Source organism: Kitasatospora sp. NPDC087314 (assembly GCF_044744365.1).
Lineage (GTDB): Bacteria > Actinomycetota > Actinomycetes > Streptomycetales > Streptomycetaceae > Kitasatospora.
Map to the genome: position 1 here is coordinate 83,064 of NZ_JBIUYE010000016.1, position 25,728 is coordinate 108,791.

Annotated in this window: 24 protein-coding genes; 11 read left to right on the plus strand and 13 right to left on the minus strand. The window is 72.8% G+C overall.

The genetic code is table 11. The features are described from left to right. Nucleotides 1–52 precede the first annotated feature (52 nt). A complete protein-coding gene (locus ACIO5E_RS31070) occupies nucleotides 53–1,144 on the minus strand; it encodes an LLM class flavin-dependent oxidoreductase (RefSeq protein ID WP_400674240.1) in 1,092 nt (363 codons plus the stop codon). Nucleotides 1,145–1,758: 614 nt separating this feature from the next. On the opposite strand from ACIO5E_RS31070, the gene ACIO5E_RS31075 reads away from it, so the two are divergent. Together ACIO5E_RS31075 and ACIO5E_RS31080 are read left to right on the plus strand one after the other, a co-directional pair. Then, entirely contained in the window at nucleotides 1,759–2,346 is a 588-nt protein-coding gene (locus tag ACIO5E_RS31075) for a DedA family protein (protein ID WP_400674557.1), read from the plus strand. A gap of 388 nt (nucleotides 2,347–2,734) precedes the next feature. Then, nucleotides 2,735–4,015 (plus strand): hypothetical protein, encoded by a 1,281-nt coding sequence (locus ACIO5E_RS31080; RefSeq protein WP_400674243.1) that lies wholly within the window; start codon nucleotides 2,735–2,737, stop codon nucleotides 4,013–4,015. Nucleotides 4,016–4,145: 130 nt separating this feature from the next. On the opposite strand, the gene ACIO5E_RS31085 is transcribed toward ACIO5E_RS31080, so the two are convergent. The 6 genes from ACIO5E_RS31085 to ACIO5E_RS31110 all read right to left on the minus strand — a co-directional run bounded on the left by ACIO5E_RS31085 (nucleotide 4,146) and on the right by ACIO5E_RS31110 (nucleotide 10,266). Next, nucleotides 4,146–5,021, minus strand: coding sequence for an alpha/beta fold hydrolase (locus ACIO5E_RS31085; protein ID WP_400674245.1), 876 nt, complete (start codon nucleotides 5,019–5,021; stop codon nucleotides 4,146–4,148). 26 nt (nucleotides 5,022–5,047) lie between these two features. After that, entirely contained in the window at nucleotides 5,048–6,133 is a 1,086-nt protein-coding gene (locus tag ACIO5E_RS31090) for a branched-chain amino acid ABC transporter permease (protein ID WP_400674247.1), read from the minus strand. A gap of 251 nt (nucleotides 6,134–6,384) precedes the next feature. Further along, on the minus strand, nucleotides 6,385–7,251 hold the full coding sequence (locus ACIO5E_RS31095) for a branched-chain amino acid ABC transporter permease (RefSeq protein ID WP_400674249.1): 867 nt from the start codon (nucleotides 7,249–7,251) through the stop codon (nucleotides 6,385–6,387). Beyond that, entirely contained in the window at nucleotides 7,251–8,009 is a 759-nt protein-coding gene (locus ACIO5E_RS31100; RefSeq protein WP_400674251.1) for an ABC transporter ATP-binding protein, read from the minus strand. Before ACIO5E_RS31100 ends, ACIO5E_RS31095 begins: the two co-directional genes overlap by 1 nt. Before the next feature lie 83 nt (nucleotides 8,010–8,092). Next, on the minus strand, nucleotides 8,093–8,869 hold the full coding sequence (locus ACIO5E_RS31105) for an ABC transporter ATP-binding protein (RefSeq protein WP_400674252.1): 777 nt from the start codon (nucleotides 8,867–8,869) through the stop codon (nucleotides 8,093–8,095). A gap of 122 nt (nucleotides 8,870–8,991) precedes the next feature. After that, nucleotides 8,992–10,266, minus strand: a complete 1,275-nt coding sequence (locus ACIO5E_RS31110) for a substrate-binding domain-containing protein (RefSeq protein ID WP_400674254.1) — start codon at nucleotides 10,264–10,266, stop codon at nucleotides 8,992–8,994. Nucleotides 10,267–10,586: 320 nt separating this feature from the next. Between ACIO5E_RS31110 and ACIO5E_RS31115 the strand changes: the two genes are divergently transcribed. The 4 genes from ACIO5E_RS31115 to ACIO5E_RS31130 all read left to right on the plus strand — a co-directional run bounded on the left by ACIO5E_RS31115 (nucleotide 10,587) and on the right by ACIO5E_RS31130 (nucleotide 16,888). Continuing rightward, nucleotides 10,587–11,348 (plus strand): CoA transferase subunit A, encoded by a 762-nt coding sequence (locus tag ACIO5E_RS31115; protein WP_280679920.1) that lies wholly within the window; start codon nucleotides 10,587–10,589, stop codon nucleotides 11,346–11,348. A gap of 4 nt (nucleotides 11,349–11,352) precedes the next feature. Next, nucleotides 11,353–12,114 carry a 3-oxoacid CoA-transferase subunit B gene (locus ACIO5E_RS31120; protein WP_400674257.1) on the plus strand — a complete coding sequence of 254 codons (762 nt, stop codon included), beginning with the start codon at nucleotides 11,353–11,355 and terminating at the stop codon, nucleotides 12,112–12,114. A 580-nt stretch (nucleotides 12,115–12,694) separates the two neighbouring features. Then, nucleotides 12,695–14,860 carry a glycosyltransferase family 2 protein gene (locus ACIO5E_RS31125; RefSeq protein ID WP_400674262.1) on the plus strand — a complete coding sequence of 722 codons (2,166 nt, stop codon included), beginning with the start codon at nucleotides 12,695–12,697 and terminating at the stop codon, nucleotides 14,858–14,860. Nucleotides 14,861–14,956: 96 nt separating this feature from the next. Continuing rightward, nucleotides 14,957–16,888: a galactose oxidase-like domain-containing protein gene (locus ACIO5E_RS31130; protein WP_400674264.1), complete on the plus strand. Its 1,932-nt coding sequence runs from the start codon at nucleotides 14,957–14,959 to the stop codon at nucleotides 16,886–16,888. 57 nt (nucleotides 16,889–16,945) lie between these two features. On the opposite strand, the gene ACIO5E_RS31135 is transcribed toward ACIO5E_RS31130, so the two are convergent. From ACIO5E_RS31135 to ACIO5E_RS31150, 4 genes are all read right to left on the minus strand, one after another. Further along, entirely contained in the window at nucleotides 16,946–18,007 is a 1,062-nt protein-coding gene (locus tag ACIO5E_RS31135) for a glycoside hydrolase family 6 protein (protein WP_400674266.1), read from the minus strand. Between the two features lie 213 nt (nucleotides 18,008–18,220). Then, a complete protein-coding gene (locus tag ACIO5E_RS31140; RefSeq protein WP_400674268.1) occupies nucleotides 18,221–18,949 on the minus strand; it encodes a uracil-DNA glycosylase in 729 nt (242 codons plus the stop codon). A 78-nt stretch (nucleotides 18,950–19,027) separates the two neighbouring features. After that, a complete protein-coding gene (locus ACIO5E_RS31145) occupies nucleotides 19,028–20,269 on the minus strand; it encodes a low temperature requirement protein A (protein WP_400674270.1) in 1,242 nt (413 codons plus the stop codon). A 99-nt stretch (nucleotides 20,270–20,368) separates the two neighbouring features. Continuing rightward, nucleotides 20,369–21,148, minus strand: a complete 780-nt coding sequence (locus tag ACIO5E_RS31150; protein ID WP_400674273.1) for an HAD-IIA family hydrolase — start codon at nucleotides 21,146–21,148, stop codon at nucleotides 20,369–20,371. Between the two features lie 206 nt (nucleotides 21,149–21,354). Here ACIO5E_RS31150 and ACIO5E_RS31155 point away from each other — a divergent pair, with 206 nt between their 5' ends. Further along, entirely contained in the window at nucleotides 21,355–22,428 is a 1,074-nt protein-coding gene (locus ACIO5E_RS31155) for a Gfo/Idh/MocA family oxidoreductase (protein ID WP_400674275.1), read from the plus strand. Between the two features lie 81 nt (nucleotides 22,429–22,509). Here the strand turns inward: ACIO5E_RS31155 and ACIO5E_RS31160 are convergent, their stop codons facing one another. Both ACIO5E_RS31160 and ACIO5E_RS31165 read right to left on the minus strand, forming a co-directional pair. Beyond that, entirely contained in the window at nucleotides 22,510–22,932 is a 423-nt protein-coding gene (locus ACIO5E_RS31160; protein WP_280679936.1) for a type II toxin-antitoxin system VapC family toxin, read from the minus strand. Beyond that, nucleotides 22,925–23,209, minus strand: coding sequence for a type II toxin-antitoxin system Phd/YefM family antitoxin (locus ACIO5E_RS31165; protein WP_030290733.1), 285 nt, complete (start codon nucleotides 23,207–23,209; stop codon nucleotides 22,925–22,927). Before ACIO5E_RS31165 ends, ACIO5E_RS31160 begins: the two co-directional genes overlap by 8 nt. A gap of 228 nt (nucleotides 23,210–23,437) precedes the next feature. On the opposite strand from ACIO5E_RS31165, the gene ACIO5E_RS31170 reads away from it, so the two are divergent. The 4 genes from ACIO5E_RS31170 to ACIO5E_RS31185 all read left to right on the plus strand — a co-directional run bounded on the left by ACIO5E_RS31170 (nucleotide 23,438) and on the right by ACIO5E_RS31185 (nucleotide 25,700). Further along, nucleotides 23,438–23,902: a hypothetical protein gene (locus ACIO5E_RS31170; RefSeq protein ID WP_400674278.1), complete on the plus strand. Its 465-nt coding sequence runs from the start codon at nucleotides 23,438–23,440 to the stop codon at nucleotides 23,900–23,902. A gap of 3 nt (nucleotides 23,903–23,905) precedes the next feature. Beyond that, nucleotides 23,906–24,595, plus strand: a complete 690-nt coding sequence (locus tag ACIO5E_RS31175; protein ID WP_400674280.1) for a hypothetical protein — start codon at nucleotides 23,906–23,908, stop codon at nucleotides 24,593–24,595. A gap of 38 nt (nucleotides 24,596–24,633) precedes the next feature. Next, nucleotides 24,634–24,927 (plus strand): DUF6412 domain-containing protein, encoded by a 294-nt coding sequence (locus tag ACIO5E_RS31180; RefSeq protein ID WP_400674282.1) that lies wholly within the window; start codon nucleotides 24,634–24,636, stop codon nucleotides 24,925–24,927. An 80-nt stretch (nucleotides 24,928–25,007) separates the two neighbouring features. Next, a complete protein-coding gene (locus ACIO5E_RS31185) occupies nucleotides 25,008–25,700 on the plus strand; it encodes a YidC/Oxa1 family membrane protein insertase (protein WP_400674284.1) in 693 nt (230 codons plus the stop codon). Nucleotides 25,701–25,728 lie beyond the last annotated feature (28 nt).

The following is a 25,728-nucleotide window of genomic DNA, read 5'->3' on the forward strand; positions in this document are numbered from 1 at the left end:
GCCGTGCAGGGGCGCCGCGCGGACCCTCAGCGGCCAGGCGTTCCGGCGGCGTTCAGGCCTCGGCCGTCAGGCCGTACGCCTCCGCGATCAGGCCGTAGGAGCGGAGCCGGGCCTCGTGTCCGTGGATGTGCGAGGTGACCATCAGCTCGTCCACACCGGTCCGCTTGCGCAGGGCCTCCAGTCCGTCCGCGACCTCGCCCGGGGCGCCCAGCACCACGTTGTCGAGCCAGCTGTCGATGAAGTCCGCCTCGGCCGGGCTGTACGGGTAGGCCTCGGCCTCCTCCGGGGTGGGGATCGGGCCGGGGTTGCCACGCCGCAGCCGGAGCATGCCGAGGGCGGCGGAACGCGCCAGGCGACGGGCCGAGTCCTCGTCGTCGGCGGCGACCGCGCTCACACCGATCAGCGCGTACGGCTCGGCGAGGACGGCGGAGGGGCGGAAGGAGGCCCGGTACAGGTCGAGGGCCGGGACGGTGTTGGCGCTGCTGAAGTGGTGGGCGAAGGCGAACGGCAGGCCGAGGCGGCCGGCCAGCTGGGCGCTGAATCCGGAGGACCCGAGCAGCCAGATCGGCGGGCGCCCGTCGCCCCGGGGGACGGCGGTCAGCTGGGCGTAGGGGTGGCCGGAGGGGAAGTCGCCGTCGAGGAAGTGGGTCAACTCGGAGAGTTGCTGCGGGAAGTCGTCGGCGCCCTCGGCGAGGCCGCGGCGCAGCGCCCGGGCGGTGGCCGGGTCGGTGCCGGGGGCGCGGCCGAGCCCCAGGTCGATCCGGCCGGGGTGCAGGGCCTCCAGCAGGCCGAACTGCTCGGCGATCGCCAGCGGGGCGTGGTTGGGGAGCATCACCCCACCCGAACCGAGCCGCAGGGTCGTGGTGTTGGCCCCGAGGTGGGCGAGCAGGACGGCCGGGGTGGAGCTGGCCACTCCGGGCATGCCGTGGTGCTCGGCCACCCAGAAGCGGTGGTAGCCCCACTGCTCGGCGTTGCGGGCCAGCGCGGTGGTCGCGGCCAGGGCCTCGGCGGGCGTGTAGCCGACGCCCACGGTGGCCAGGTCGAGGATGGAGAGCGGGGCGGGCGCGGTACCGCGGGCGGCGCCCCGGATCGCCGCGCCGGTCGGCGGTTCGCTCCCGTGCTCCTGCTGGTCCTCGGTGGTCATGCCGTCCGCCCTTCTGGCTGTCGTTGAGCCGGCCGTCGTGGGCGACCACGGGTCTCGGGTGGCCCGGCGGTCGCTGCTGCCGACCGGGGTCAACCACCCCGCCGGGCTCGCTGTTCCCGCGTTCCGACGTGTTCCGGCCCTCACGCCGCCCCGCGCCGTTCCCGGGTCCTCCGCTGTCCGGTTTCCGCCGCGCCCCTCTCTCCGGTCCCGCTCCGTGCGGGTCGGCGCCGGACGGCCGACCGACCGTTCGGCATACGGAGAGCCAGCAGCCGGACACGTGTGGCGACTTCGCGCCAGCGCCGGAAGTCGCCAGGCACAGGGCTCGCGAACGGCGGTCGGCGTCCGGCAGGCTGGTGATCAGGAGCGGGTCACCCAACGGGATCCGCGTTCCGCCAGCAAGATCGTCGGGCTGGACCAGCGCCGATCGATCCCCGCGAGCCCCTGGAGCGGCACCCCGCTCCGGGGGCTCGCGCCTTTGCGCAGGTCGGGCCGGGCGTCTGTGATCCGCGGCATACCGGGGTGCTTCATGGCATGAAAAGTCGAGGCGCTAGCGTTGACCCCAGCAGCCACCTGCTCCCCCGGGCGGCGTGGAGGGAGTACGGGCTTTGAACTTCGTGGCGGCGATCGGATCCTCGTGGATCTGCGCCCTGGCGCTCTTCGCCGTACTCGGAGACGCCCTCCTCCCCTTCATACCCAGCGGGACGCTGGTCATCCTGGCCGTGCTCAAGACGGCGCGGATCGACGGCGCCCCGGTGCTCCTCGGCCTGGGTGTGGCGGTGGCCTCGTTCCTCGGCGACCTCCTGTTGCTGCACCTCTCCCGGCGCGGCGCCCCGCTGCTCCAGCGCCGGCTCGCCCGACGCCCGAAACTGGCGGCCAGCGTGACCCGGGTCCAACAGGCCCTGGTCGAACGCCCGCACGGGGCGGCCGCGGCCATGGTGGTGATCGCCCGGTTCGTCCCGGCCGGACGGACCGTCCTGGACGTGGCCATCGGCCACTCCCCCGCCCACCCGCACCGCTTCCTGCACTGGTCGGCACTGGCGGCACTGGTCTGGGCCGCCTACATCGTGACGCTGGGCTGGCTGAACAGCCACTGGTTCGACACCGCCTGGCTGAGTCTGGCCGTCTCCTGCACCGCGGCCACCATCGTCAGCACCGCGATCGCACGAATAGTGCGCCGCACCCGGCGGCTGGCCGCGCTCTGACCGTTGCGCCTCGACCGGCGCCCCCGTCACCCGCGCTCCTGCCGGTGGCAGTTCGCCTGCCGCAGCGTCCCCGCGACGGGCGCGATGTGCCCGGACGAGCGACGAGTCGCACCGAGCGCTGACGAACTCTGACCGGCCCGGCGGAGCCGGCGGTACCGTACTCCCCTGGCGATGCGCGGCGCGAAGCGTCACAGGACGGCAACAGACGACGAATCCCTGCAGCCCAGCCCGGCGCCGCTGACGTGTTCACTGTCGTAGCAGGTCGGCAGTCTTGGTGGCCGCTGCGACCACATGGCATGCTGACGGCGGAAAATTCATCAATTTGCCCGATTTGCCCGGTGCGGCCCAGAGCCGCCCTCACCACCGGCATCGGCACCCAGGGGAGACCATGACCAGCATCTCGCGCAGGACGGTGCTCAGTGCAACCGCCGCGACCGCGGCCCTCGGCGCGGTCGCCGCCTGTTCCAGCAGCGGATCCGGTTCGAGTGAGAACGCCGTCTCCCCCACCTCCGGCGGCAGCCCCGGCACCACCCAGCCGGGCACCACCGATCCGACCAAGACGGGGATACCCAAGGGCACCCCGATCGGTGACGGCTCCAACGCGGACACCGGCCCGCAGCCGAACCAGCCGAAGCCCGAGAAGCTCAAGCCCGGCGAGCGGCCGCCCCAGTTCGTGGTGTTCTCCTGGGACGGCGCGGGCGGCACCGACGACGGCCAGTTCCCCCGCTTCCTCAAGCTGGCGGAGCAGTACAAGGCCACGATGACCTTCTTCCTCTCCGGGATCTACGCCCTGCCCAAGGGCAAGTCCGACCTGTACCACCCGCCGAAGCACTCGGTCGGCGCCTCCGACATCCCGTACCTGTCGGACGGCGCGGTCAAGAGCACGCTCAAGCTCGTCAGCCAGGCCTGGCTGGCCGGGCACGAGATCGGGACCCACTTCAACGGGCACTTCTGCTCCAGCCGCCCGGACAAGAACGGGGTCAACATGTGGACCCCCGAGGACTGGCAGAGCGAGATCGACCAGGCGATCGGCTTCGTGACCCAGTGGCGCACCAACACCGGCTTCACCGACGTCGACCCGCTCCCCTTCGACTACAAGAAGGAGCTCATCGGCGGCCGCACCCCCTGCCTGGAGGGGCAGAAGGCGCTGCTGCCGACCGCCGCGAAGCTGGGCTGGAAGTACGACGCCAGCTCCTCCGGCGGCCTGCAGATATGGCCGCAGAAGGTGCAGGACGGCAAGGTCTGGGACTTCCCGCTGCAGTCCATCCCGTTCCCCGGGCACACCTTCCAGGTGCTGTCGATGGACTACAACATCCTGGCCAACCAGTCCGCCGGCAGCACCAAGGGCGACCCGGCCAAGTACGACGACTGGCGCACCCAGGCCAAGGACTCCTACCTGGCCGGCTTCGACCGCGCCTACAACAGCAACCGCGCGCCGTTCTTCATCGGCAACCACTTCGAGCAGTGGAACGGCGGCATCTACATGGACGCCGTCGAGGAGACCCTCAAGGCCATCGCGGGCAAGCCGGAGGTCCGGCTGGTCTCCTTCAAGCAGCTGGTCGAGTGGCTGGAGGTGCAGGACCAGTCCACCCTGCGCAAGCTGCGCACGCTCAACGTGGGCCAGGCGCCGACCGGCGGCTGGGAGACCTTCCTCGGCGCTGCCGGCTGAGGCGGGCACCAGCCGGAGGCCTGAGGCGAACACGACGGACGGCCTGAGGCGAAGAGGGCCGACGGGTTGAGGCGGGTGCGGCCGGCGGGGTGGACGGACCCCGCCGGCCGTCGTCGGCGGCGCCGGGCCGCTACCCGCCGACGGTGATGTCCGCGAGCAGGCCACGGACGATGCGTTCGGCCCCCGCCTCGCCCCAGAGGATCGAGTAGTGGTTGGTGTCCGGCACGAGCGAGGCCGGCACCCGGGCCCGGTCGAGCCCGGCCAGCCCGATCCGCTGGCGGTCGTAGAGGCCTTGCGGCTCGTCGAGCAGGCCGCGCTCGGCCCAGAGCAGTTCGGCCGGGCAGGACAGTCGGTGTACGGCGGTGGCCGCGTCCCGGTCCAGCAGCACCTGGGTGCCGTCGGTCTGCACGGCCTCCAGCACGCAGGATGAGCGCAGTTCGGGCTCGACACCGACCAGGTCGCGCTGGGTGTAGGCGTCGATCTCCGCCGACCACGCCGTCCCGAAGGCGGGGTGCCGCTGCCAGAACTCCCGGTAGGCGTCCCGGTCCGGGAAGGTCATCGACAGCCGGGCCAGCGCGGGGCCGAGCACCGCGGCCAGGGCGTCCTCCTCCCGGACGCCCGCCGGCAGCGGGAAGGTCAGCGCACCGTCCACCAGCAGCACCCGGCGGACGAGTTCCGGATGCCGGACGGCGGCCAGGGCGGTGACCCAGGCACCCATCGAGTGGCCGACCACGGTGGCCGGGCCCGTCCCGAGAGCCGTGATCAGCGCGGCCACGTCGTCGGCGTGCCGGGCGAGCCCGTACGGTCCGGCGACCGCGCGGCTGGCGCCGCGCCCCCGCAGGTCGGGCGCGAGCAGGGTGACCCGCCCGGCGAGCCGGCGGGCGACCTCGTACCAGGCAAGGCCGTTGGCGGTGATGCCGTGCACCGCCACGACCGTCGGGGCGCCCGGGTCGGCGGCGGGCCAGCGTAGGACCGCCAGCTCCCCACCGGGCACGGGGACGGTCAACTCTTCGGACTGTAGGGGCGACTGGCTCACGCGGGGGTACCTCCGGTGGGGCGGGCGGTCCGGACGGCGGCCGGCGTCCGGACCGCCCGGGCGGATCGGGCGGCACGGATGCGGGCAGGCAGTCTAGCCAGGCCGCCGGGCAGCAGGTAGACCACCGCGACGAACAGGGTGCCCAGCAGGAACAGGGGTTGGGAGAGCGGTACCCGCAGGACGGCGGGCAGGTCTGCGATCGTCGCCGAGTTGGCGAGGTCGCCCAGCCGGTGGCCGGCCCAGGTGTAGAGGACGCCGCCGAGCAGCGGGCCCCAGCGCGTGCCGGAGCCGCCGAGGACCACCATGACCAGCAGGGCGAGCGTGGCGTCGGAGCCGGCGGCCTGCGGGGTGGCGCCGCCGGTCAGCAGCAGGTAGACCACCCCGCCCAGCCCGGCGAGGCCGCCGGACAGCACGAAGGCGACCAACTTGTAGCCGTAGGGCCGCAGTCCGAGCACCTCGACCCGGCGCTCGTTCTCCTTGACGCCCTCCCAGACCCGGCCGGCCGGCGAGTTGACGGCCCAGTGGACCACGGCGACCGTCAGCACCAGGTAGCAGACGGCGATCCAGTAGAGGTTGGCGGTGTTCTCGATCCCGAGCAGGCCGGAGGGCAGCAGGTCGGCCGGGGCGGAACGCCCCTCCTCGCCGCCGGTGACGCCACCGGGGTTGCGCTGGACGAGGATCGAGCCGGCCTGGGCGAAGGCGAGGGTGACCATGGAGAAGCCGATGCCGGTGACGCGGAGGCTGACCGAGCCGAGCAGCAGGGCCAGCGCGACGGTGCAGGCGACGCCGAACACCGCCGCGGCGGCGAAGGGCAGTCGGAGTTCCAGCATGCCGAGGTCGGTGGCGTAGAGACCGGTCGCGAAGTAGAGCGCGTGGCTGAAGGAGAGCAGTCCGGTCCGACCGAGCAGGAGGTCGTAGCCGGTGGCGAGGGCCCCGTAGAGCAGGCACAGGGCGAGCAGTTGCAGACTCCCTGGGCTGCCGAGCGGGCCGTCGAGCAGTCCCGGGACGGGAAGCGCACTGTATGGGGCGACAAGGAACGCGATCAGCAGGGCGATCGGCCACCAGCGTAGCGCTCTGTGCATCGATGTCCAGCGATTAGTGACTGAATCACCTGTTCGAGGGATAGCACCCAGGTCGACTGTGTGTTCACAATGGGTCTCGGCAAGGCCGGTGTCAGTCCCCCTTGCCACAGTGACGGTCTCGGCGGAGCTGGTGTCAGTCCCCTCTGCTTGCATGGCGGTCATGGCAGGGCTGGTGTCAGTCCCCCCTGCCGAGGTGGCGGCGCTGCGGTCGACCGCGGGGCCACCGGTGCTCGTGATCGGAGTTTCGGCGCTCACGCGAGCCTCCCGGTGAGTCCACGGGGTCGGACCAGAAGCAGCACGGCGAGCAGGACGACGACCGAGAGGTCGCCGAGCCCGGCGCCGGTGTAGTAGTTGGCGAACTGCTGGACGAGGCCCACGCCCACCGAGGCGACGGCGGCTCCGGTCACGGAGCCCATGCCGCCCATCACCACGACGACGAAGGCGAAGATGAGCAGGCCGGTCCCCTGGCCGGGATTGACCGAACCGAAGTAGAGGCCGCCGAGGGCACCGCCGAGCGCGGCGGCCGCCCCGCCGATGGCGAAGACGAGGGTGAACGCCTTCCGGACGTCGATGCCGAGCGCCGTGACCATCGCCCGGTCCTCGACGCCGGCCCGGACGATCAGCCCGTAGCGGGTACGGGCGAGGAACAACCGAAGAGCGAGCAACAGCAGCGCGGCCGCGGCCACGAGCACGAAGCGGTTGACCGGGACGGTCGCACCGAGCACGTGCCAGGTGCCGGAGAGCAGGGCCGGCTGGGGGAAGGGGCGGGCGTCCGCGCCCCAGACCCCCATCAGGAGGGCGGGTACGGCGAGCCCGACCCCGACGGTGGCGAGGATCTGATCACGCGGCCGACTGTAGAGCGGGCGGATCAGGAAGAGCTCCAGCAGGACGGCGGCGGCCGTCCCGACCAGGGTGCCGAACGGCACCGCGAGCCAGAACGAGAGGCCGGCCTCGGTGCCGGCCCACCAGGTGGCATAGGCGCCGATGGAGAGCAGGGCGCCGTGCGCGAAGTTGAGCACGTCCATCAGACCGAAGATCAGCGACAGACCGGAGGCGACCAGGAAGTACAGCGCACCAAGACCGAGTCCGGTACAGGAAAGGAGGACGACGGTGTCCATCAGGGCTTCACCTCCGCGGTGACGACAGGGGCGGCCGGAGCCGCGGCGGGCCGGGGGCCGCCGGCGAGTGGGTGACGGGAGCCGACGCCGAGCAGGCGGCGGGCGGCTTCCTCGTCGGCCAACAGCTCGGCGGTGTCGCCCCGGTGGGCGGTGCGGCCGTCGGCCAGGACCGCACAGGTGCCGGCCAGCCGTCGGACGAGGGCGAGGTTCTGCTCGACCAGGAGAACGGGCACGGCCTCGGCCGCTCGCGCCAACACCTCGGCCACCTCGGCGACGATCTTCGGTGCCAGGCCCTTGGTGGGCTCGTCGGCGATGATCAACCGGTTGCGGTTGATCAGCGTCCGTCCGATCGCCACCATCTGCTGCTGGCCGCCGGAGAGCGTCCCGGCCAACTGCCCGGCCCGCCGCTTGAGTTCGGGGAAGAGCTCGTGGACGAGCGGATAGTTCGGCTCGTCCGCCCCGGCCTCGCCCCGGGCGCCGCGCTCGGCGAGGCGGAGGTTCTCGGCGACCGTCAGACCGGCGAAGATCCCCCGGTCCTCGGGCGCATAGCCGATGCCGTGACGGACCACCAGATGCGTGGGAAGGGAGGAGAGTTCGACACCGGAGAATCGGACGCTTCCGGTGCGCGGCACCAGGCCCATCACGGCCTTGACGGCAGTGGTCTTGCCGGCGCCGTTGCGGCCGAGGAGCGCGGTCACCCCGGCAGGGGCCACATCGAGGTCAACACCGTGCAGGATGTGCAGCCCGTCGATGACCACCCGCAGATCGCGGACGGAGAGGAGGGGGTCGGCAGGAGACGTGGGCGTGACAGAGGAGGAAGACGAGGAGAACGGAGAGGAGATCACAGCGCCTCACCCAGGTAGGCCTGTTGCACGGTCGGGTTGGCCATCACGGCCTCGGGGGTGTCCAGCGCGAGCAGCGTGCCGTGGTGCATCACCGCGAGTCGGTCGGCCAGGCCGAGCAGAACGTCCATGTGGTGCTCGACCATCAGGACGGTCCGGCCGAGGTCACGGTGCACAGAGCGGATCAGCGCGGTGAGGGCGGGGACCTCCTCCGCGCTCACCCCGGCCATCGGCTCGTCCAGCAGGATCAGCCGCGGATCGGAGACGAGGAGGACGGCCAGTTCCAGTTTGCGCTTCTCGCCGTGCGAGAGCGCGCCCGCCAAGGTGTCCGCGCGGTGGGTGAGTTCGGTGCGGTGGAGGGTCTCGGCCAGTTGCTCCTGGTAGCGGTCGGCGCGGCGCCAGAGCCGGTACGAGGCGCGCGGCCCGGCCGCCGCCTGGGCGGCCAGGCGGACGTGGTCGGCGACCGTCATCCCCGGCCAGAGAGAGGAGGTCTGGAAGGTACGCCCAAGCCCCCGGCGTGCCCTGGCGTGCACGGCCTCGGCGGTGATGTCCACGCCGTCGAGCTGGAGGCCGCCGTGGCTCGCCGGATAGATGCCGGATATCAGGTTGAAGAGGGAGGTTTTCCCGGCGCCGTTGGGCCCGATGAAGGCGACGAACTCGCCCTCGCCGACCGAGAAGGAGACGTCCTCGACGATCGGCACACCGCGGACGGACCAGCCGAGTCCGTCCAACCGCAACACCGGGGCGGCCCGTCCGCCGCCCACGGTGGGCGACACCGACGCGGACGGGCGGGGGCCGGACGAGGCAACAGACGAGGCAGCGGACGATTCGGTGGACGAGGAACCGGGCGAGGCGCCGGGCGGGGGAGGAGTGGAGGCAGTGGGAGCGGGCACCGGGATCAGCCCGCCATCGGGGTGACCGGGGGCGCCGCCTCGTCTGCCGTCAGGGCCTTCTCCACCGAGGGCTTGGCGGCGGCCCCGGTGCCGGTCAGCCGGGCCTGGAACATCGGCTGGAGGAGGGCGTGGTCCTCGGCGCGCACCGTGGTGCGTCCCTTCACCCCGTCGAAGCTCCAGCCCTCCAGCGCCTTGACCAGGGCCGAAGTGTCGTCGGCGGAGCCGTGGTTGACCTCGACGGCGTGCACGATCAGCTGGGCGGCGGTGAAGCCGTCGGGCGTGAAGATGTCGGTCTTCCCGCCGGCGGCGGTGACGGCCTCGTCCATGGCCTTCTCCACCGGGGTGCCGGCGGCGCCGCCGAAGTAGTGGTTCAGAAAGGAGATCTTCTCGGCCGCCGGGCCGAACAGCGGGTAGGAGGCGGCCAGGTCCAGCCCGGTGACGACCTTGGTGTCGGCGAACACGTCCTGCTGGTTGAGCGCCGTCCACAGGGCCGAGGCGGTGTCACCGGCCCAGGCGACGAACAGCAGGTCGGGCTTGGCGGTCTTGGCCTGGGTGGCGAACGGGGTGAGGTCGGTGGCGCTGGGCGGGGCGAGCACCTGGTCGACCGTCGCGCCCTGGGCGCCGAGCACGGCCTTGACGGCGGCCACGTTGGCCTGCCCGAAGGCGTTGTCCTGAGCGAGCACGGTGACCTTCTTGCCCTTGGCGTCACCGATGAACGAGGCCGCGGTACGGATGTCCTGGTAGGACTGGCGGCCAGAACGGAAGGTGTACTTGTTCAAGCCGGTGACCTTGTCGGCGGCGGCCGGGCCGCTGATGAAGAGCACCTTGTTCTGGGCGGCGATCGGGCCGACCTGGAGTGCGACACCCGAGGCGGTGGAGCCGGCCAGGACCTTGTAGCCCTTGCCGATCAGGTCCTTGGCGGCGGACACCGCCTTGGCCGGGTCGCCCGCGTCGTCCTGCTCCTCGAACTCGATCTTGTGGCCGTCGACCGCGCCGGCGCCCTTGGTCGCGTAGCTCAGACCCGCCTTGAACCCCTCCAGGTACTGCTTGCCGTAGGCCGCCAGCGGCCCGGTCTTGGAGTACACCAGGCCGACCTTGACCGGGCTCTTCGCACCACCGCCGCCCGCCGAGGCCGTCCCGGCGGTACCGGCCTTGGCACAGCCTGCGGCGAGCAGGACGCACGCCGCGACGGCGGCGAGCTTCCGGGCCGGGCCGCCGGTCAGGGCCTCGCCCGGGCGGGCGCCGGAGGCGGTCCGAGTGGGGGCTGTCGAGCTGCGCATGGTGACCGACTCCTGGGGGTGCGGCGGGTGGATGCCGGAACCGTAGGTGTGCGGTGGGACTGGCGACATGTGCCCGAGCGACGCATCAGCCCACCGTGATGTGGCTCTGGCCGACATACCGCCCGGTCGGCGCCGCTCCCGGGGCACCCGGGTGTGGCCTGCCGACACGGGCCGGCATCCGTGCATGGCGGCGGCCGCCATGGCTACGGCGGCCCGCGCCCGGTGACGGTGGAGGGGCGCGGCAGCCGTCCGGCGGCGGCTGCCGCGCCAGCCCGGATCGTGCGCCCTCTCCCGTATCCCACTCCTCACGAGGTGCTCCCTTGGACAAGGTCCTGGACTCCCCCGCCGACGCGGTCGCGGACATTCCCGACCACGCGGTGCTGGCCGTCGGAGGCTTCGGCCTCTGCGGCATCCCGAGCACGCTGATCGGCGCCCTGGCGGACACCGGCACCACCGGCCTGCGCGTGGTGTCGAACAACTGCGGGGTGGACGACTGGGGGCTCGGCCTGCTGCTGCGGGCGGGCCGGATCGCCCGGATGACGTCCTCGTACGTCGGCGAGAACAAGGAGTTCGCCCGGCAGTACCTCTCCGGCGAGTTGGAGGTGGAGCTGACCCCGCAGGGCACGCTGGCCGAGCGGCTGCGGGCCGGCGGCGCGGGCATCCCCGCGTTCTACACCCCGGCCGGGGTCGGCACCCAGGTCGAGGAGGGCGGGCTGCCCTGGCGCTACGCGGCGGACGGCTCGGTGGCACTGGCCTCGCCGGCCAAGGAGGTCCGGGAGTTCGGCGGCCGCCGGTACCTGCTGGAGGAGGCGATCACGGCGGACTTCGCGCTGGTCCGGGCCGAGGTGGCGGACCGGCACGGGAACTGCGTGTTCCACGCCGCCGCCCGTAACTTCAACCCGCTCTGCGCGACGGCGGGCCGGATCACCCTGGTCGAGGCGGACCGGATCGTCGAACCGGGCGAGCTCGCCCCGGACGCCGTGCACCTGCCCGGGGTGTACGTGGACCGGGTGGTGGCCGCCGATCCCGCGGACCGCCGCATCGAGCGCCGGACCGTCCGGCCCGCACTCCAGGAGGCCTGAGCCGATGTCCAGCCCGACCAGCACCACGCCCCGGACCCGCACCACGCCCCGGACCCGCATCGCGCCCCGGACCCGCATCGCGACCCCGAACAGCACCCCCGCCCCCGGGGGTGTCCGCCACCCGCAGCCCGGCCTCGACCCGCGCAACGCCCTGGCCGCCCGAGCGGCCCGTGAACTGCGCGACGGGCAGTACGTGAACCTGGGCATCGGCCTGCCCACGCTGATCCCCAATCACCTCCCGCCGGGGGTCGAGGTGGTCCTGCACTCGGAGAACGGCATCCTGGGCGTGGGCCCCTACCCGGTCGAGGGCGCGGAGCACGCCGATCTGATCAACGCCGGGAAGGAGACGGTGACGGTCGCCCCCGGCGCCTCGTACTTCGACTCCGCCTTCTCCTTCGGCATGATCCGGGCCGGCCGGATCGACGTCTCGGTGCTCGGCGCGATGCAGGTGTCGGTCGCCGGCGACCTCGCCAACTGGATGATCCCCGGCAAGATGGTCAAGGGCATGGGCGGCGCGATGGACCTCGTGCACGGGGCCCGCCGACTGATCGTGGTCATGGAGCACACCGCCCGGGACGGTTCCCCGAAGATCGTCGAGGAGCTCTCGCTTCCCGCTACCGGTCGGGGAGTCGTGAACCGGATCGTGACCGACCTGGCCGTGGTCGACGTGACGCCGGAGGGGTTGCGCGTGGTGGAGACGGCCCCGGGCGTGGCGTTCTCGGACGTCCAGGCCGCCACGGGCGCAGCCCTCCTCCCTCCGCGCTGACCGGGATCAGCCCAGACGGACCGAACTAGACAGGACCAGTCAGGACCGGACCGAACGCGCCGGGCCGGCTCCGCTTGAACGGCCGGACCACCAGCCGGGGTGGTCCGGCCGTTCCGGCGTTCCCTCGAATTCGCCGCATTAGCACCACCGCGACCCGGATTGGCTTGGAACCGTAGGATCTTCATGCTTGCGCGGTGATCATTTCCCAGATCGGTTGCGATCACGGTTGCCCTCCGGGAGAGTTGGGGACGCCGTGGTTCCCGCGTGCCCGGAGGGGAAGCCGGGAAGCACACCTGGATCCGCATTCGAAGTCCCATGTCAACACGCAATGGATTCCGCTCGCAGACGCATGACGCGAATGACGGACCGGAAGACCGCCTGGAAAGACGGCGGTCCACCGGGCGGTGTTCCACCGGAACGGCTTTCGAGGCACGGCGAAGCAAGGCTCCGGGGGGAACGGACCCGCCCCGCCGAACGCGGCCGGCCGGGCGCGCCACGGGACGGCGGGTCGCATACCCCCGGTCTGAACACGCACCAATGGGCCCACCGGCACGGTCGGCCCCGGCGGGGGGAGCAGACGATGACCATGCCGTTCGCGCGACGGAAGGACGCCGCGACGGCCCGCGGACGAGGCGCCGGACGGCGGCTCGACGACGACCTGGCCACCGTTCCCGTGCCCGAAGCCCCGTACGACTACGGCCACTTCAGTCGGCTCGCCGGTCCGGCCCGGGACCCGGACGAGGACGACGACCTCGGCGGCGGCGTCTACCGGCCCGAGCCCACCCACCCCGGCACCCCTCCGACGCAGTGGCCCGCACCGCAGGCCGAGCACTGGCCCGTACCGCAGCCCGCGCAACCTCCGACCGGCACCCCGGCCCCCGCCCCCTACCGCGTCCAGTACCGCAGCCTGTTACGCCGCGAGCCGCACCGGATCCGCGCCGCGCTGCTGCTGGTGGCCGCCCCGCTGGTGGAGGCGGTGCTGCTGGTCTGGCTGCTGCTGCCGGAGCACTGGCCGGAGCGCCCCGGCGAGACGCACACCCTGGTACTGCTGGGCGACAAGGTGATGATCGGGATCATCGCCGTGGTCGAGGTGTTCCGGCTGGTCAACGTCGTGTCCAACGCCCACGCCACGCTCGCCGCCCGCGATCCGATACCGGTGACACCGGAGTCCGGCACCCGGGTCGCGTTCCTCACCACCTGTGTGCCGGGCAAGGAGCCGCCGGAGATGGTGCGGTCCACGCTGGTCGCGGCACGCGGCGTCCGACACGAAGGCCCGTACGACGTCTGGCTGTTGGACGAGGGAAACGATCCTGCAATGCAGGCGCTCTGCACCGAACTGGGCGTCCGCCACTTCAGCCGGTTCGGCCGCCCGCTCTGGAACCAGCCCAAGGGCCGGTTCCGCGCCAGGACCAAGCACGGCAACTACAACGCCTGGCTGCAGGCGCACGGCGACGACTACGACTTCTGGGTCTCGGTCGACACCGACCACGCCCCGCTGCCGGACCTCTGCGAGCGGATGCTGGGCTACTTCCGCGACCCGGACGTGGCATTCGTGGTCGGTCCCCAGGTGTACGGGAACTACCGGAGCTCGGGTTCCGCCGTCACCAAATTCTCCGAGAGCCAGCAGTACCTCTTCCACGCGCTCATCCAGCGCGCCGGAAACCGTTACGGCGCGCCCATGTTCGTCGGCACCAACAACGCCGTCAGAATTCGTGCGCTCCAGTCGATCGGCGGGTTGTACGACTCCATCACGGAGGATATGGCGACCGGTCTGGAGTTCCACCGGAGCCGAAACCCCGAAACCGGTGAACGCTGGAAGTCCGTGTACACCCCGGACGTGCTCGCGGTCGGCGAGGGCCCGTCCTCCTGGACCGACTTCTTCTCCCAGCAACTGCGCTGGAGCCGCGGCACCTACGAGACCCTGCTCACCCAGTACTGGCGGGTACTCTGGCAGCTGTCGCCAGGTCGGCTGCTCAACTACTCGCTGATGGTGGGCTTCTACCCGATGGCGGCGATCACCTGGCTGCTCGGCGGCCTCTCCAGCGTGCTCTACCTGGGGTTCGGCGCCTCGGGCGTCCACGTGTCCTCCGAGATCTGGATGATGCTGTACAGCGACGCCGCCGCGCTCCAACTGCTGCTCTACACCTGGAACCGGAAGCACAACGTGAGCCCGCACGAGCCGGCCGGCTCCTCCGGGGTCGCGGGCATGCTGATGTCGGCGCTCTGCGGACCGGTCTACGCGGCCGCGCTGGTGCAGGCGCTGCTGCGGCGGCGCAGCCGCTTCGTGGTGACGCCGAAGGGCCGTTCGGCCAGCGCGGACCGGGTGAGCACCTTCCGGTTCCACCTGTTCTGGGCACTGGTGTTCGGCGGCGCGATCACGGCCTCCTTCTTCACCGGCTACGACCACGTCGCGATGCGCACCTGGGCCTGGATCGCCCTGGTCCTGACCGTGCTGCCACTCCTGGTGCTGGTCGGCGACGCCGTCCGCCGCCGGCGCACCCGGCCCACGGCCACCCTCACGGTCACCGGCGGTCCGGCGGCGACCCCGAGGGTCGTCCTGGAGAAGCGCCGCCCCCGACACGCCCGCGACCCACGCCGAGCCCCGGCCGCCGCTCGGGCCACCGCTCGGGCCACCGCCCAGGCCGCAGCGCCCACGCCTCCGGTCACCACACCGGTCACCACACCGGTCACCACACCGGTCACCGCGGCGACGCCCGGCCGGGCAGAGAGCACCACCACCCGCTGAGCCCACCCCGCCCACCTCGCCGCCCGACCCACCACCGACCGCCCGATCTCCCGACCACCTCAAGAGCCTCCGAACCTCACGAGGGGACCAACCACCGTGAAGATCCACAAGACCGGCCGGACCAAGCGCTTCGCCCTCGGCAGCACCGTCGCGCTGACCGTCGCCGGGATGAACGCACCCGCCGTCCTCGGCTTCGCCAGCGAGCAGTACCACCAGTACGTGATCAACCGCCCCGAGTACAAGGCGGAGTACGGCCACTGGCAGACCCTCGGCCTGCCCGCGGAGTTCCGGGTCAACGCCGTCCACGCCACGCTGCTGCGCACCGGAAAGGTCCTCATCGTGGCCGGCTCCGGCAACGACGAGAAGCACTTCGACGCGGGCAGCTTCCGCAGCCTGCTCTGGGACCCGGCCAGGAACACCTACAAGCTGATCCCCACCCCGGCCGACATGTTCTGCGGCGGCCACTCCTCGCTGCCGGACGGCCGCGTCCTGGTGGCCGGCGGCACCCAGCGGTACGAGAAGCTGGCGGGCGTGGTGAAGAAGGCGGCCGGCGTCATGCGGGTGCGCAACGAGAGCCCCGACCGCGCCAGGACGTTCCCCAAGGGCACCGTCTTCGTCGCCCCGAACGGGCGCGAGTACGCCTCGACCGTGCCGGTGACCGTCCCGGCCGCGGTGAAGACGGGCTCCGGCCCGCAGACCGTCGTCACCGCCGGCGAGCAGCACGTGTTCGTCGAGGCGGTCGGGGAGGGCGCCGGCTACGTCGCCGACTCCCCCGCCCAGTACCGGATCAAGGGCCTGACCGGTACCGACGCCCACAACCTGTACGGGCAGAGCGCGAAGCTGACCCTGGACAAGCAGGAGTACCAGGGCATCCGCTCCGCGTTCGAGTTCAACCCGGACACCGAGCTGTACGAGCAGGTCACCGACATGGCGTACGCCCGCTGGTACCCGACGCTCACCGGGCTCGGCGACGGGCGGGTGGTCACCGTCTCGGGCCTGGACGACACCGGGGAGATCCTCAACGGCAACGACAACGAGATCTACGACCCGAAGAACAAGACCTGGTCCAAGGGCCCGGACCGCTACTTCCCGACCTACCCGTCGATCTTCCTGACCGCCTCCGGCAAGCTCTTCTACTCCGGTTCCAACGCCGGCTACGGCCCCGCCGACAAGGGCCGCGATCCCGGGGTGTGGGACCTGTCGAACAACGCCTTCCAGCCCGTCCCCGGCCTGCGCGACCCGGCGCTCACCGAGACCTCGTCCTCCGTCCTGCTGCCGCCCGCGCAGGCACAGAAGGTGATGGTGCTCGGCGGCGGGGGCGTCGGCGAGTCGCCGCTGTCCACCGCCCGGACCGACATCGTCGACCTCTCCGCCCCCGAACCCGCCTTCACCCCGGGCCCGGACCTGCCGGCCGGCGGCACCCGCTACCTCAACAGCGTGATCCTCCCGAACGACACCGTGTTCACCACCGGCGGCTCCAGCGGCTACCGGGGCCGGGGCGCCAGCGACCTGCTCAAGGCGCAGGTGTACCACCCGGACACCAACACCTTCAGCACCGCCGCCGAGCCCACCGTCGGCCGCAACTACCACTCCGAGGCGCTGCTGCTGCCGGACGGCCGGGTGGCCGTGCTCGGCTCCAACCCGCTGTTCGCGGACAAGGCGGAGACCACGCCGGGAGGGTTCGAGCAGCGCATCGAGATCTACACCCCGCCGTACCTGTTCCACGGCGACCGCCCGCAGGTGGACGCCGCACCGGAGGCGGCGAAGCTCGGCGGCACCGTGCGGATCGGCACGGCCCGGCCGGACGCGGTCGCCACCGCCAAGCTGATCCGGCCCAGTTCCGTCACCCACGTGACCGACGTCGAACAGCGCTCGGTGGCCCTGGACATCAGCGGGCGCTCGGCGGACGGGGTCTCGCTCACCCTCCCCGGCAACCCGAACCTGCTGCCGCCCGGCTGGTACATGCTGTTCCTGACCGACGCCGCCGAAACCCCGTCGGTCGCGCGCTGGATCCAGGTGACCGGCTGAGCGGCACGGAACGGGCGGAGTCCGCAGCGGGCCCGAACCCCGGCCCGACCCGCGCCCTCAGCGGGCGGCCTGCGCCAGGCCGAGCGCGTACGGCAGCCAGAACTCGCCGGCCCGGGGCTCGCCGCGCCCGCACTCGCCGTCCGACTCCCCCGGGTTCTTGATCCACAGGTAGGCGTCGACCCCCGGCCGGCCGGTGTCGGCGGTCGGCCGCTCACCGAGCGCACGCCCGGGCGGGTTGCACCAGGCGTCGCCGCCCAGCGGGCCGTTGCCGTTGCGGCTGGTGTCGATGACGAAGTGCTTCCCGTCCAGGGCGGTCGACAGCCGGCCCCCGTAGGCCGCGTTCCGGTCGGTGTCGTAGAAGTTGGCGACGTTCACCGCGAAGCCGTCCGCCGCCGCGATCCCGGACTTGCGCAGCGCGGTGGACAGTTCGGCCGGGTCCTGGGCCCAGCCGGGGTTGCCCGCGTCCAGGTAGACCCGCACCTGCGGACGCTTCTTCAACTCCTGGACGGCGAAGGCCAGCAGGCCGTAGCGCTCGGCGGCCAGGTCGCCCTTGATCCCGCAGGTGTCCAGGGTGTGGGCGACGGCGTCCGGTTCCAGCACCACCCAGGCCTTGCGGTCGCCGAGGGCCTCCGCGACGCCGCTGATCCAGGCCCGGTAGGACGCGGCGTCGGCGGCGCCGCCGGCCGAGTAGAGGCCGCAGTCGCGGTGCGGGATGTTGTAGGCGACGAAGACCGCCGTCCGGTCCGCCTCGGCGGCCCGGCGGCTGACCTGCTCGGCGATCTCCTTGGCGCCCTGCTCGCCGAGCCACTGCGAGGACGGCTGGGCGGCGATCCGCAGCAGCGTGTCGGCCTCCGCCGGCCGGCCCTGGCCGCGCAGCGCGACCACCTGCCGGGCGGCGTTGGTCCGGTCGGAGACGTAGAAGGCCTGGCCGGGAAGCTGGGCGAGGCCTGCGGGGCCGGTGGCCTGGCCGGGGGTGGCGACGTTGGGCGCAGCGGCCGGTGCGGTGCCACCACGGCCGCCGGAAGATCCCCCGTTCGAGCCGCCGGTCGAGCCGCTACAGCCGGCGGCCCCCGCCAACAGCACGACCAGGGCCGCCCCCACGGCCCGTCGGATTGCCACTGTCCGTCCCACCCGGCGCACCTACCGCCCCTCCCCCAGAACCGGTCCGGCGACCGGTCGGCACCAGCTAAGCACACCGGGAACCGGCCGGCCGCGACGGGCGGTGAACGGAAGGCGGCCGTGAGCGGGCAGGCGAGCGACCCCGCCCGCCCGGACCGCCCGTCGCTCGACCACCCCCCAGGCGCTCAACCCACGTCACTAAGCCCCCGGCACTCAGCCCTGCTTCAGGTTCGGCACCTGCCAGTCGATCGACTCGCCGCCGAAGCCGTCCAGCGCCGTGTTGATCTGCGAGAACGGACGGCTGCCGAAGAACAGCTTGGCGGACAGCGGCGACGGGTGCGCCCCCTGCACGACCACGTGCTTGGACGTGTCGATCAGCGGCAGCTTCTTCTTCGCGTAGTTGCCCCACAGCACGAAGACCACCGGCTCCTCGCGCTCGCTCACCGCCTTGATCACCGCGTCGGTGAACTTCTCCCAGCCCTTCGCCTTGTGCGAGTTGGCCTCGTGCGCGCGCACCGTGAGCACCGCGTTGAGCAGCAGGACGCCCTGCTCGGCCCAGTGCATCAGGTAGCCGTTGTCCGGGGCGGGGATGCCGAGGTCGGCGTCCAGCTCCTTGAAGATGTTGCGCAGCGAGGGCGGCGTCTTGGTGCCGGGCAGCACCGAGAAGCTCATGCCGTGGGCCTGGCCGTCGTCGTGGTACGGGTCCTGGCCGAGGACGAGCACCCGGACCTTCTCGTACGGCGTGGCCTCCAGCGCGGCGAACTCCTGGCCGCTCGGCGGGAACACCTGGTGCTGCGCGCGCTCGGCCGCCACGAAGGCCGCCAGCTCGGCGAAGTACGGCTTCTCCGTCTCGGCGCCCAGCACGGCGCGCCAGGACTCGGGCAGCTCCAGCCCGCCGCCCTCGCCAGCCTCGACCGCGCCAGCCTCGACCGTGTCCGTCACGACATCTACCTCCCACACCGCGGCTGTTGTGCCGCACGCCCTCTTTCACCCCGAACGCTACACAGCCCCACCGACACCTCACTCCGCCGGAGCGCGGGCAGGCCCGGAAGAAGCGGCAGAAGGGGACGGAGCGGAAGGGGAGTTCGCGGCGGTCGCCCGCTCCACCCGGAGGTGCTCCACCACGTTGAGGGCCACCAGCAGCACCGCCAGCGTCACGAGCACCGCCAGCGCCGGCAGCCGTACCATCGCCGGCGCCAGCCCCAGCACGACCACCGCCGCGCCGACCCGGGTCGTCGCGACCTTGCGGAACATCATCCAGCGGGTGTACCCGAAGGTCAGCAGGTACAGCCCGCACCCGCCGTACAGCAGCGCCACCGACCCCGGGCCGAGCGCCTGCCAGGGGTCCGCGACCGTCTCCCCGAAGCCGACCGCCACCCCGATCACCCCGGCGGCCAGCGCCAGATGCCCGTACTGGAAGATCCGGCGGATGACGTCCCGCCGGGAGTCGGCGACCACCACGGCGTACCGCATCGCGTCCGCCGCGTACACGAAGTACTGCCACCACAGGCCCGCCGAAATGGTGAACGCGGCGGCCACGGCGGCGAGTTCGGCGGCGTCCAGCCGCGCACCGGCCGCCGTCCCGCCGATCCCGACGATCGACTCGCCGAGCGCCACCAGCAGGAACAGCGCGAACCGCTCCGGCATGTGCGAGGGGTGGTACGCCACCGCGGCCAGCCGCCGCCGGAACACCAGCGGCGCGGCCAGGTCGCAGAGCGCGGCCGCCGCCCACAGCGCCAGTCGCGGCCCGTCCGGCACCAGCCCGCCCGCGACCAGCAGCGGCCCGCTGACCAGCACGCCGGCACCGTACGGACCGCGCCAGACGCCCGGGACGCGGATCAGCAGGAGCAGCAGCACCAGCCGGGCCAGCCAGTACGCGGCGCCGAGCAGCACGCCCCGCCCGCCGTACGCGCCCGGGACGGCGAGCGCCATGAACAGGCCGGCCAGCCCGACCGCCAGGATGCCGAGGCGGTCCCGCAGGTTGTCCACGTCCCGGATGTTGGCCTGCACGGTGGTGCCCACCCAGCACCAGTACACCGGCACGAACACCACCAGCGCCCGGACGAGCCCGGTGGCGTCGTGGTGGTGGTGCAGCAGGCCCGAGACCTGGGTGATCGCGAAGACGAAGACCAGGTCGAAGTAGAGCTCGGCCCAGGTGACCCGCTTCTCCTCGGCGCCCTCGGTGCCCGCCCCCGCCGTGCCCTCGACGGCCCACCCCTCGTCGATGCCCGAGGTGCCCTCGGTGTCCCCCGTCGCACGCATTGCGCCGTTGCCCCCCACAGTCCCCACGGTCCCCACCGGTACGAAAGGGCCCCGCCCCGGCGACCGGCCGGAACGGGGCCCACGACAGCACCGCAGAGGCTAGACCAGCTCGACCAGGTCCGCGATCGACTTGACCACCCGGGTCGGCCGGTACGGGAAGCGCTCGACGTCGTCGGCGGCGGTCAGGCCGGTGAGGACCAGGATGGTCTCCATGCCGGCCTCCATGCCCGCGACGATGTCGGTGTCCATCCGGTCGCCGATCATCACGGCGGTCTCGGAGTGGGCCCCGGCGGTGTTCAGCGCCTCCCGCATCATCAGCGGGTTGGGCTTGCCGACGAAGTACGGCTCGACGCCGGTCGCCTTGGTGATCAGGGCCGCGACCGAGCCGGTGGCCGGCAGCACGCCCTCGGTGGACGGGCCGGTCTCGTCCGGGTTGGTGCAGATGAACCGGGCGCCCTGGTTGATCAGGCGGATCGCCTTGGTGAGCGCCTCGAAGCTGTAGGTACGGGTCTCGCCGAGGACGACGTAGTCCGGGTTGTTGTCGGTCAGCACGTAACCGGCCTGGTACAGCGCGGTGGTGAGCCCCGCCTCGCCGATCACGTACGCGGTGCCGCCCGGGCGCTGGCCCTTGAGGAACTTGGCGGTGGCCAGGGCGGAGGTCCAGATGCAGTCCTCGGGCACCTCCAGTCCCATGCCGGCCAGGCGGGCGCTGAGGTCGCGCGGGGTGTAGATGGAGTTGTTGGTGAGAACCAGGAACGGCTTGCCGGACTCCCGCAGCCTGCGCAGGAACTCCTTCGCGCCGGGGATCGGCGTGCCCTCGTGGATGAGGACGCCGTCCATGTCGGTCAGCCAGGACTCGATGGGCTTGCGGTCTGCCACGTGCGTGTCTCCCGAAGTGTTGCAACGTCTTGCGATGGCCCTGACGCGGCACAGCCTAATCCGCACACCTGCCCGACGGCAGCGCGTCCCGCCCACCGGAACACCACCACAGCACCAGCACGGCACCACCGCCCGCTGGCCCCGTCCCCCCCGGCCCCACCCCCCGATACCGGGAGCAACCGGGCGTCGCGTGATTGAGTAAGCGCATGAGCCCCGAGACCTCCCGCCCGTTCCGCGTCGGCCTGATCGGCTACGGCCTGGCCGGCTCCGCGTTCCACGCCCCGCTCATCGCCACCACGCCCGGGCTGCGCCTGGACGCCGTGGTCACCGCCAATCCCGAGCGCCGCGAGCAGCTGAGCCGCGAACACCCCGGCGCCCGCGCCGTCGACACCCCGGAGCAGCTGCTCGCCGACCCGGACGCGCTCGACCTGGTCGTCATCGCCTCGCCCAACCGCACCCACGCCCCGCTCGCCCACGCCGCCCTGCGCGCCGGGCTGGCCACCGTCGTCGACAAGCCGCTGGCCGGCACCGCCGCCGAGGCGCTGGAGCTGTGCCGGCTCGCCGAGGCCCGGGGCACCCTGCTCTCCGTCTTCCAGAACCGGCGCTGGGACGGGGACTTCCTGACCGCCGCCCGGCTGGTCCGGGGCGGCACGCTCGGCCGGGTGCACCGCTTCGAGTCCCGCTTCGAGCGGTTCCGCCCCAAGCCCAAGCCCGGCTGGCGCGAGCTCGCCGACCCCGCCGAGGTCGGCGGGACGCTGTACGACCTGGGCAGCCACCTGGTCGACCAGGCGCTGACCCTGTTCGGCCCGGTGGAGACGGTCTACGCGGAGATCGACGTGCGCCGGGACGGTGCGGTCGTCGACGACGACGCGTTCCTCGCCCTCACCCACGCCTCCGGCACCCGCTCGCACCTGTGGACCAGCGCCATCACCCCGCTGATCGGCCCCCGACTGCGGGTGCTCGGCGACACCGCCGGGTACGTCAAGCCCGGCATGGACCCGCAGGAGGCGGACCTGCGCGCCGGACGCCGCCCGGACGGCACCCACCCGTGGGGCGCCGACCAGCCCTCGCACTACGGCACCCTGGGCACCGACGAGTCCGCGATCGAACTCCCCACCGACCCGGGCGACTACCCCGCCTACTACGCCGGCATCGCCGCCGCCCTGGCCTCCCCCGGCACCCCGCCCCCGGTCGACCCGCGCGACGCGGTGGCCACCCTCACCGTGCTGGAGGCCGCCCGCGCCTCCGCCGCCATGGGCAGGACGGTCCGCCTGGACTGAGTGCCGGTCGCGAAGCGCCCGACGGGCCCGCCGTCCCCTCGATCTCGGCTTCTCGGACCGGGAGTTGAGGGGCGGCGGCCGTCAGACTCCGATGATCTCCACCGCCGAGCCCAGGCCCCGGAAGTCCGCGACGTTGCGGGTGTACAGCGGCAGGCCGTGGGCCGAGGCGACGGCGGCGATCATCAGGTCGATCCGGCGCGGGCGCGGCTGCCGGCCCGCGGCGATGGTGAGGGTGACCAGCGTCCCGTAGCGGGCGGCGGCGGCCGCGTCGAACGGCAGCGGGTCGAAGTCGGCCATCGCCGCGCCCAGCACCTCCAGCCGGGCCGCCCGGCTGACCGCGTCGCGGGCCATCGACACGCCCTGCTGCAGTTCCGCGAAGGTGATCGCGGTCAGCTCCGGGACGGCCGGCAGGTCCGCCGGGGAGAGCAGCGCCAGGTCGATGTAGACACAGGTGTCGAGCACCCCGGCCGGCCGCCGCCGGGGCGCCCGTCTGCGCTCAGCCACGCCGCCGCTCGAACGGGTCGTCGCCCTCGTCGCCCACCAGTTCCTCGGGGCCGAAGTACTCCTCGGCCTCCTTGCGCATCTCCTGGTAGTCCACCCGCGGCAGCTTCACGTGCCGCGCCACCAGTTCCTCCGCCGTGAGTCGCCGCCGCCCGGACACCGGGCGCAGCTCCGCGACCTCGACCCCGTTCCTGGTGATGTGGAAGGTCTCGCCGGCCTCCACCGCGTCCATCACCGCGGCGGAGTTGTTCCGGAACTCCCGCTGGGTAATCGTCTTCACGCTTCCACGGTAGCCCCGCGTAGCACCCCTGGCTACACCTCCCGCAACCGCCCGGGCATCGCCTCGCGCCCGCCCCCGCGTCCCCCTCGCGCCGGTCCCTGAGCACCCCTCGCACGGTCCCCGTGTACCCCTCGCGTGCCCGCGGTCGTAACCCTGTGAAAACGCCTCCGCGCCCCGGCGGGTCCGCTAGGTTCGGGAGCCATCGTTCGTACAGAGGGGGGCTCTGTCGTGACCGACACGAGCGAGCAGAAGCAGAACCCCTGGCTCTACGGCCAGGACGACCCGCCGACGGTCGGACCGCTCTCCCCGGCCCCGACCGCAGGTCCCTGGGCGGGCGGGGCCGGCACGGGCGGCCCCGTCCACGTGGAACCGGTCGCACTCCAGCGGGCTGCCGGGGCGTCCCGCCGCCTGCGCGGCGACCTGAAGCACTTGGTCGGCCGGGCCGGGCCGGACACGGACGCGGCGGTCTACGCCCTGGCCGACGGGTGGAGCAGTGGACCCGCCTTGGCACAGGCGCTCACCTGGTGGAAGGCCCGCTGGACGAGCTTCGACCACCGGCTGGGCCTGGCCGCCGACCGCCTGGACGCCACCGCTCGCGCGCACTCCACCCCCGAGGTCGCCGACGTCCCCGACGTCCCCGACGTCCCCGACGACTCCACCGCCTGCGCCGCCGATCCCGGCAAGGCACCGTGAGCCATGGTGGCCTTCGCCCAGCTCCGCCACTCCTCCTTCGAAGCCCTCGACCGGGCCGGCGACACCTGGAGCGGCGTGTCCGGCCACATGGAACAGGTCAGCGCCCGGATGCGGGCCGACGTCATCCGGACCCTGACCGGCGACCCCGACTCCGCCCCGCCGGGCGGCAACCGGCCGTGGAGCGGCGCGGCCGCCGACGAGGCGGTGCGGGAGATCGGTCTCCTCGCCGACGAACTGCGCGCCTTCCACTACGAGGCGCTGGCCGTCTCCGCGGCCCTGCACCGGGCCGGGTCGGCCTTCACCGAGGCCGGCCGACGGCTCCTGCGGGCGATCGGCGACGCCGAGGCCCTGGGCGCGACCGTGGCCGAGGACGGCACGGTCACCCTCCCCGGTCTGCCGCCCGCTGAGCGCCACGACCCGGCGGCCGTCGCCCGCCACCGGCGGACGTGGGACGAACTCCGGCGGCACGTCGCGATCATGGAGGACGCCGTGTCCGTCGCCACCGAAGCCGACACCGCCGCAGCCGCCGCCCTGCACGCGCTCAACCCCGCGAAGGTCGCGGGCGCGAAGGTCGCCCCCGATGACGGCGCACCCGGCGCCCCGGACCGGACGGAGAGCCCCGGAGCGCAGGCCCGGAGGAATTCCCGTCCGGGCGGGAACTCGAAGGGCCCGGCGATCGTCCTCAACGTCTGAAGTCCGTGGGTCCGTGGCACCGAAGGGGGGAGCAGCGCATGGCCGTCGTCACGATGCTGCTCGGCCTGCTCCGGGTGCTGACCGGCGAGTTGATGACCGAGGGCGGGACGTTCGCCTCGGTGGCGGCGGTCGCCGCCGTCGCGCTGGTGGCCGGTGCCGTCGCGGGCACGCTGACCGGGACGCGGCTGCCGGGGGCGCGGGCGCCCGCGGCGGTGCGCAGCGGGGTGTTGCGGCGGCGTGCGTTCCGTACGGCGTTCCTGCCGCAGCGTGATCCGGATGCCCGGGGCCGGCGACGCCCGAGGGCACCGGGTGCGGCCCTGGCGGCCGCGTAGTTTCGTCCTCTTCCGCCGTTTCCCGCGGCCGTCCTCCGCCGATCACTCATGTTCTGAGACCCCGGAGGGCTCGCTTCACCATGTCTGTTCTCGCTGTTCTCGACCCTGCCGTCGCCGTTGCCCATACCGCCGTCGCCGCGCTGGCCCAGGTGCTGCCGACGGCGCTGGCGATCGTCCTGTTCACCGTCGCCGTCCGACTGGCGCTGCATCCGCTGGCGCGGGCGGCGGCGCGCGGGGAGAAGGCGCGGGCCCGGCTGGCGCCGAGGGTCGCCGAGTTGAACAAGAAGTACAAGAACCGCCCGGAGAAGCTGCGGGAGGCGCTGGCCGAGTTGTACCGGGAGGAGCAGGCCTCGCCGTTCGCGGGGTGTCTGCCGATGGTGCTGCAGCTTCCGTTCTTCTCGGTGATGTACCGCCTGTTCACCACCCCGAACGACCTGCAGGACCACACCCTGTTCGGCGTGCCGCTCGGCCTGCACGTGGGGAGCGCGCACGGCGCGGGCCAGCTGGCGGTGTTCGGCCTGCTGTACGCCGCGCTGGCGGCGGTCGGGTACGTCAACTTCCGTCGGGCCAGGCGGGCGACGGCCGCGCAGGCGACCCCTCAGCCGGGGGCGGGGCTGCTGCCGTACCTGTCGTTCGGGTCGGTGCTGTTCGCGGCGCTGGTGCCGGTGGCCGCCGCGCTCTACGTGGTGACGACGAGCGTGTGGTCGACCACGGAGCGGGCGTGGCTGCACCGGGGTGGCGCACCGGCGCCGGCGGCGGCGCTCGTGCTGTGAGCGCCGCCGTCGACATCGCGGCCGACGC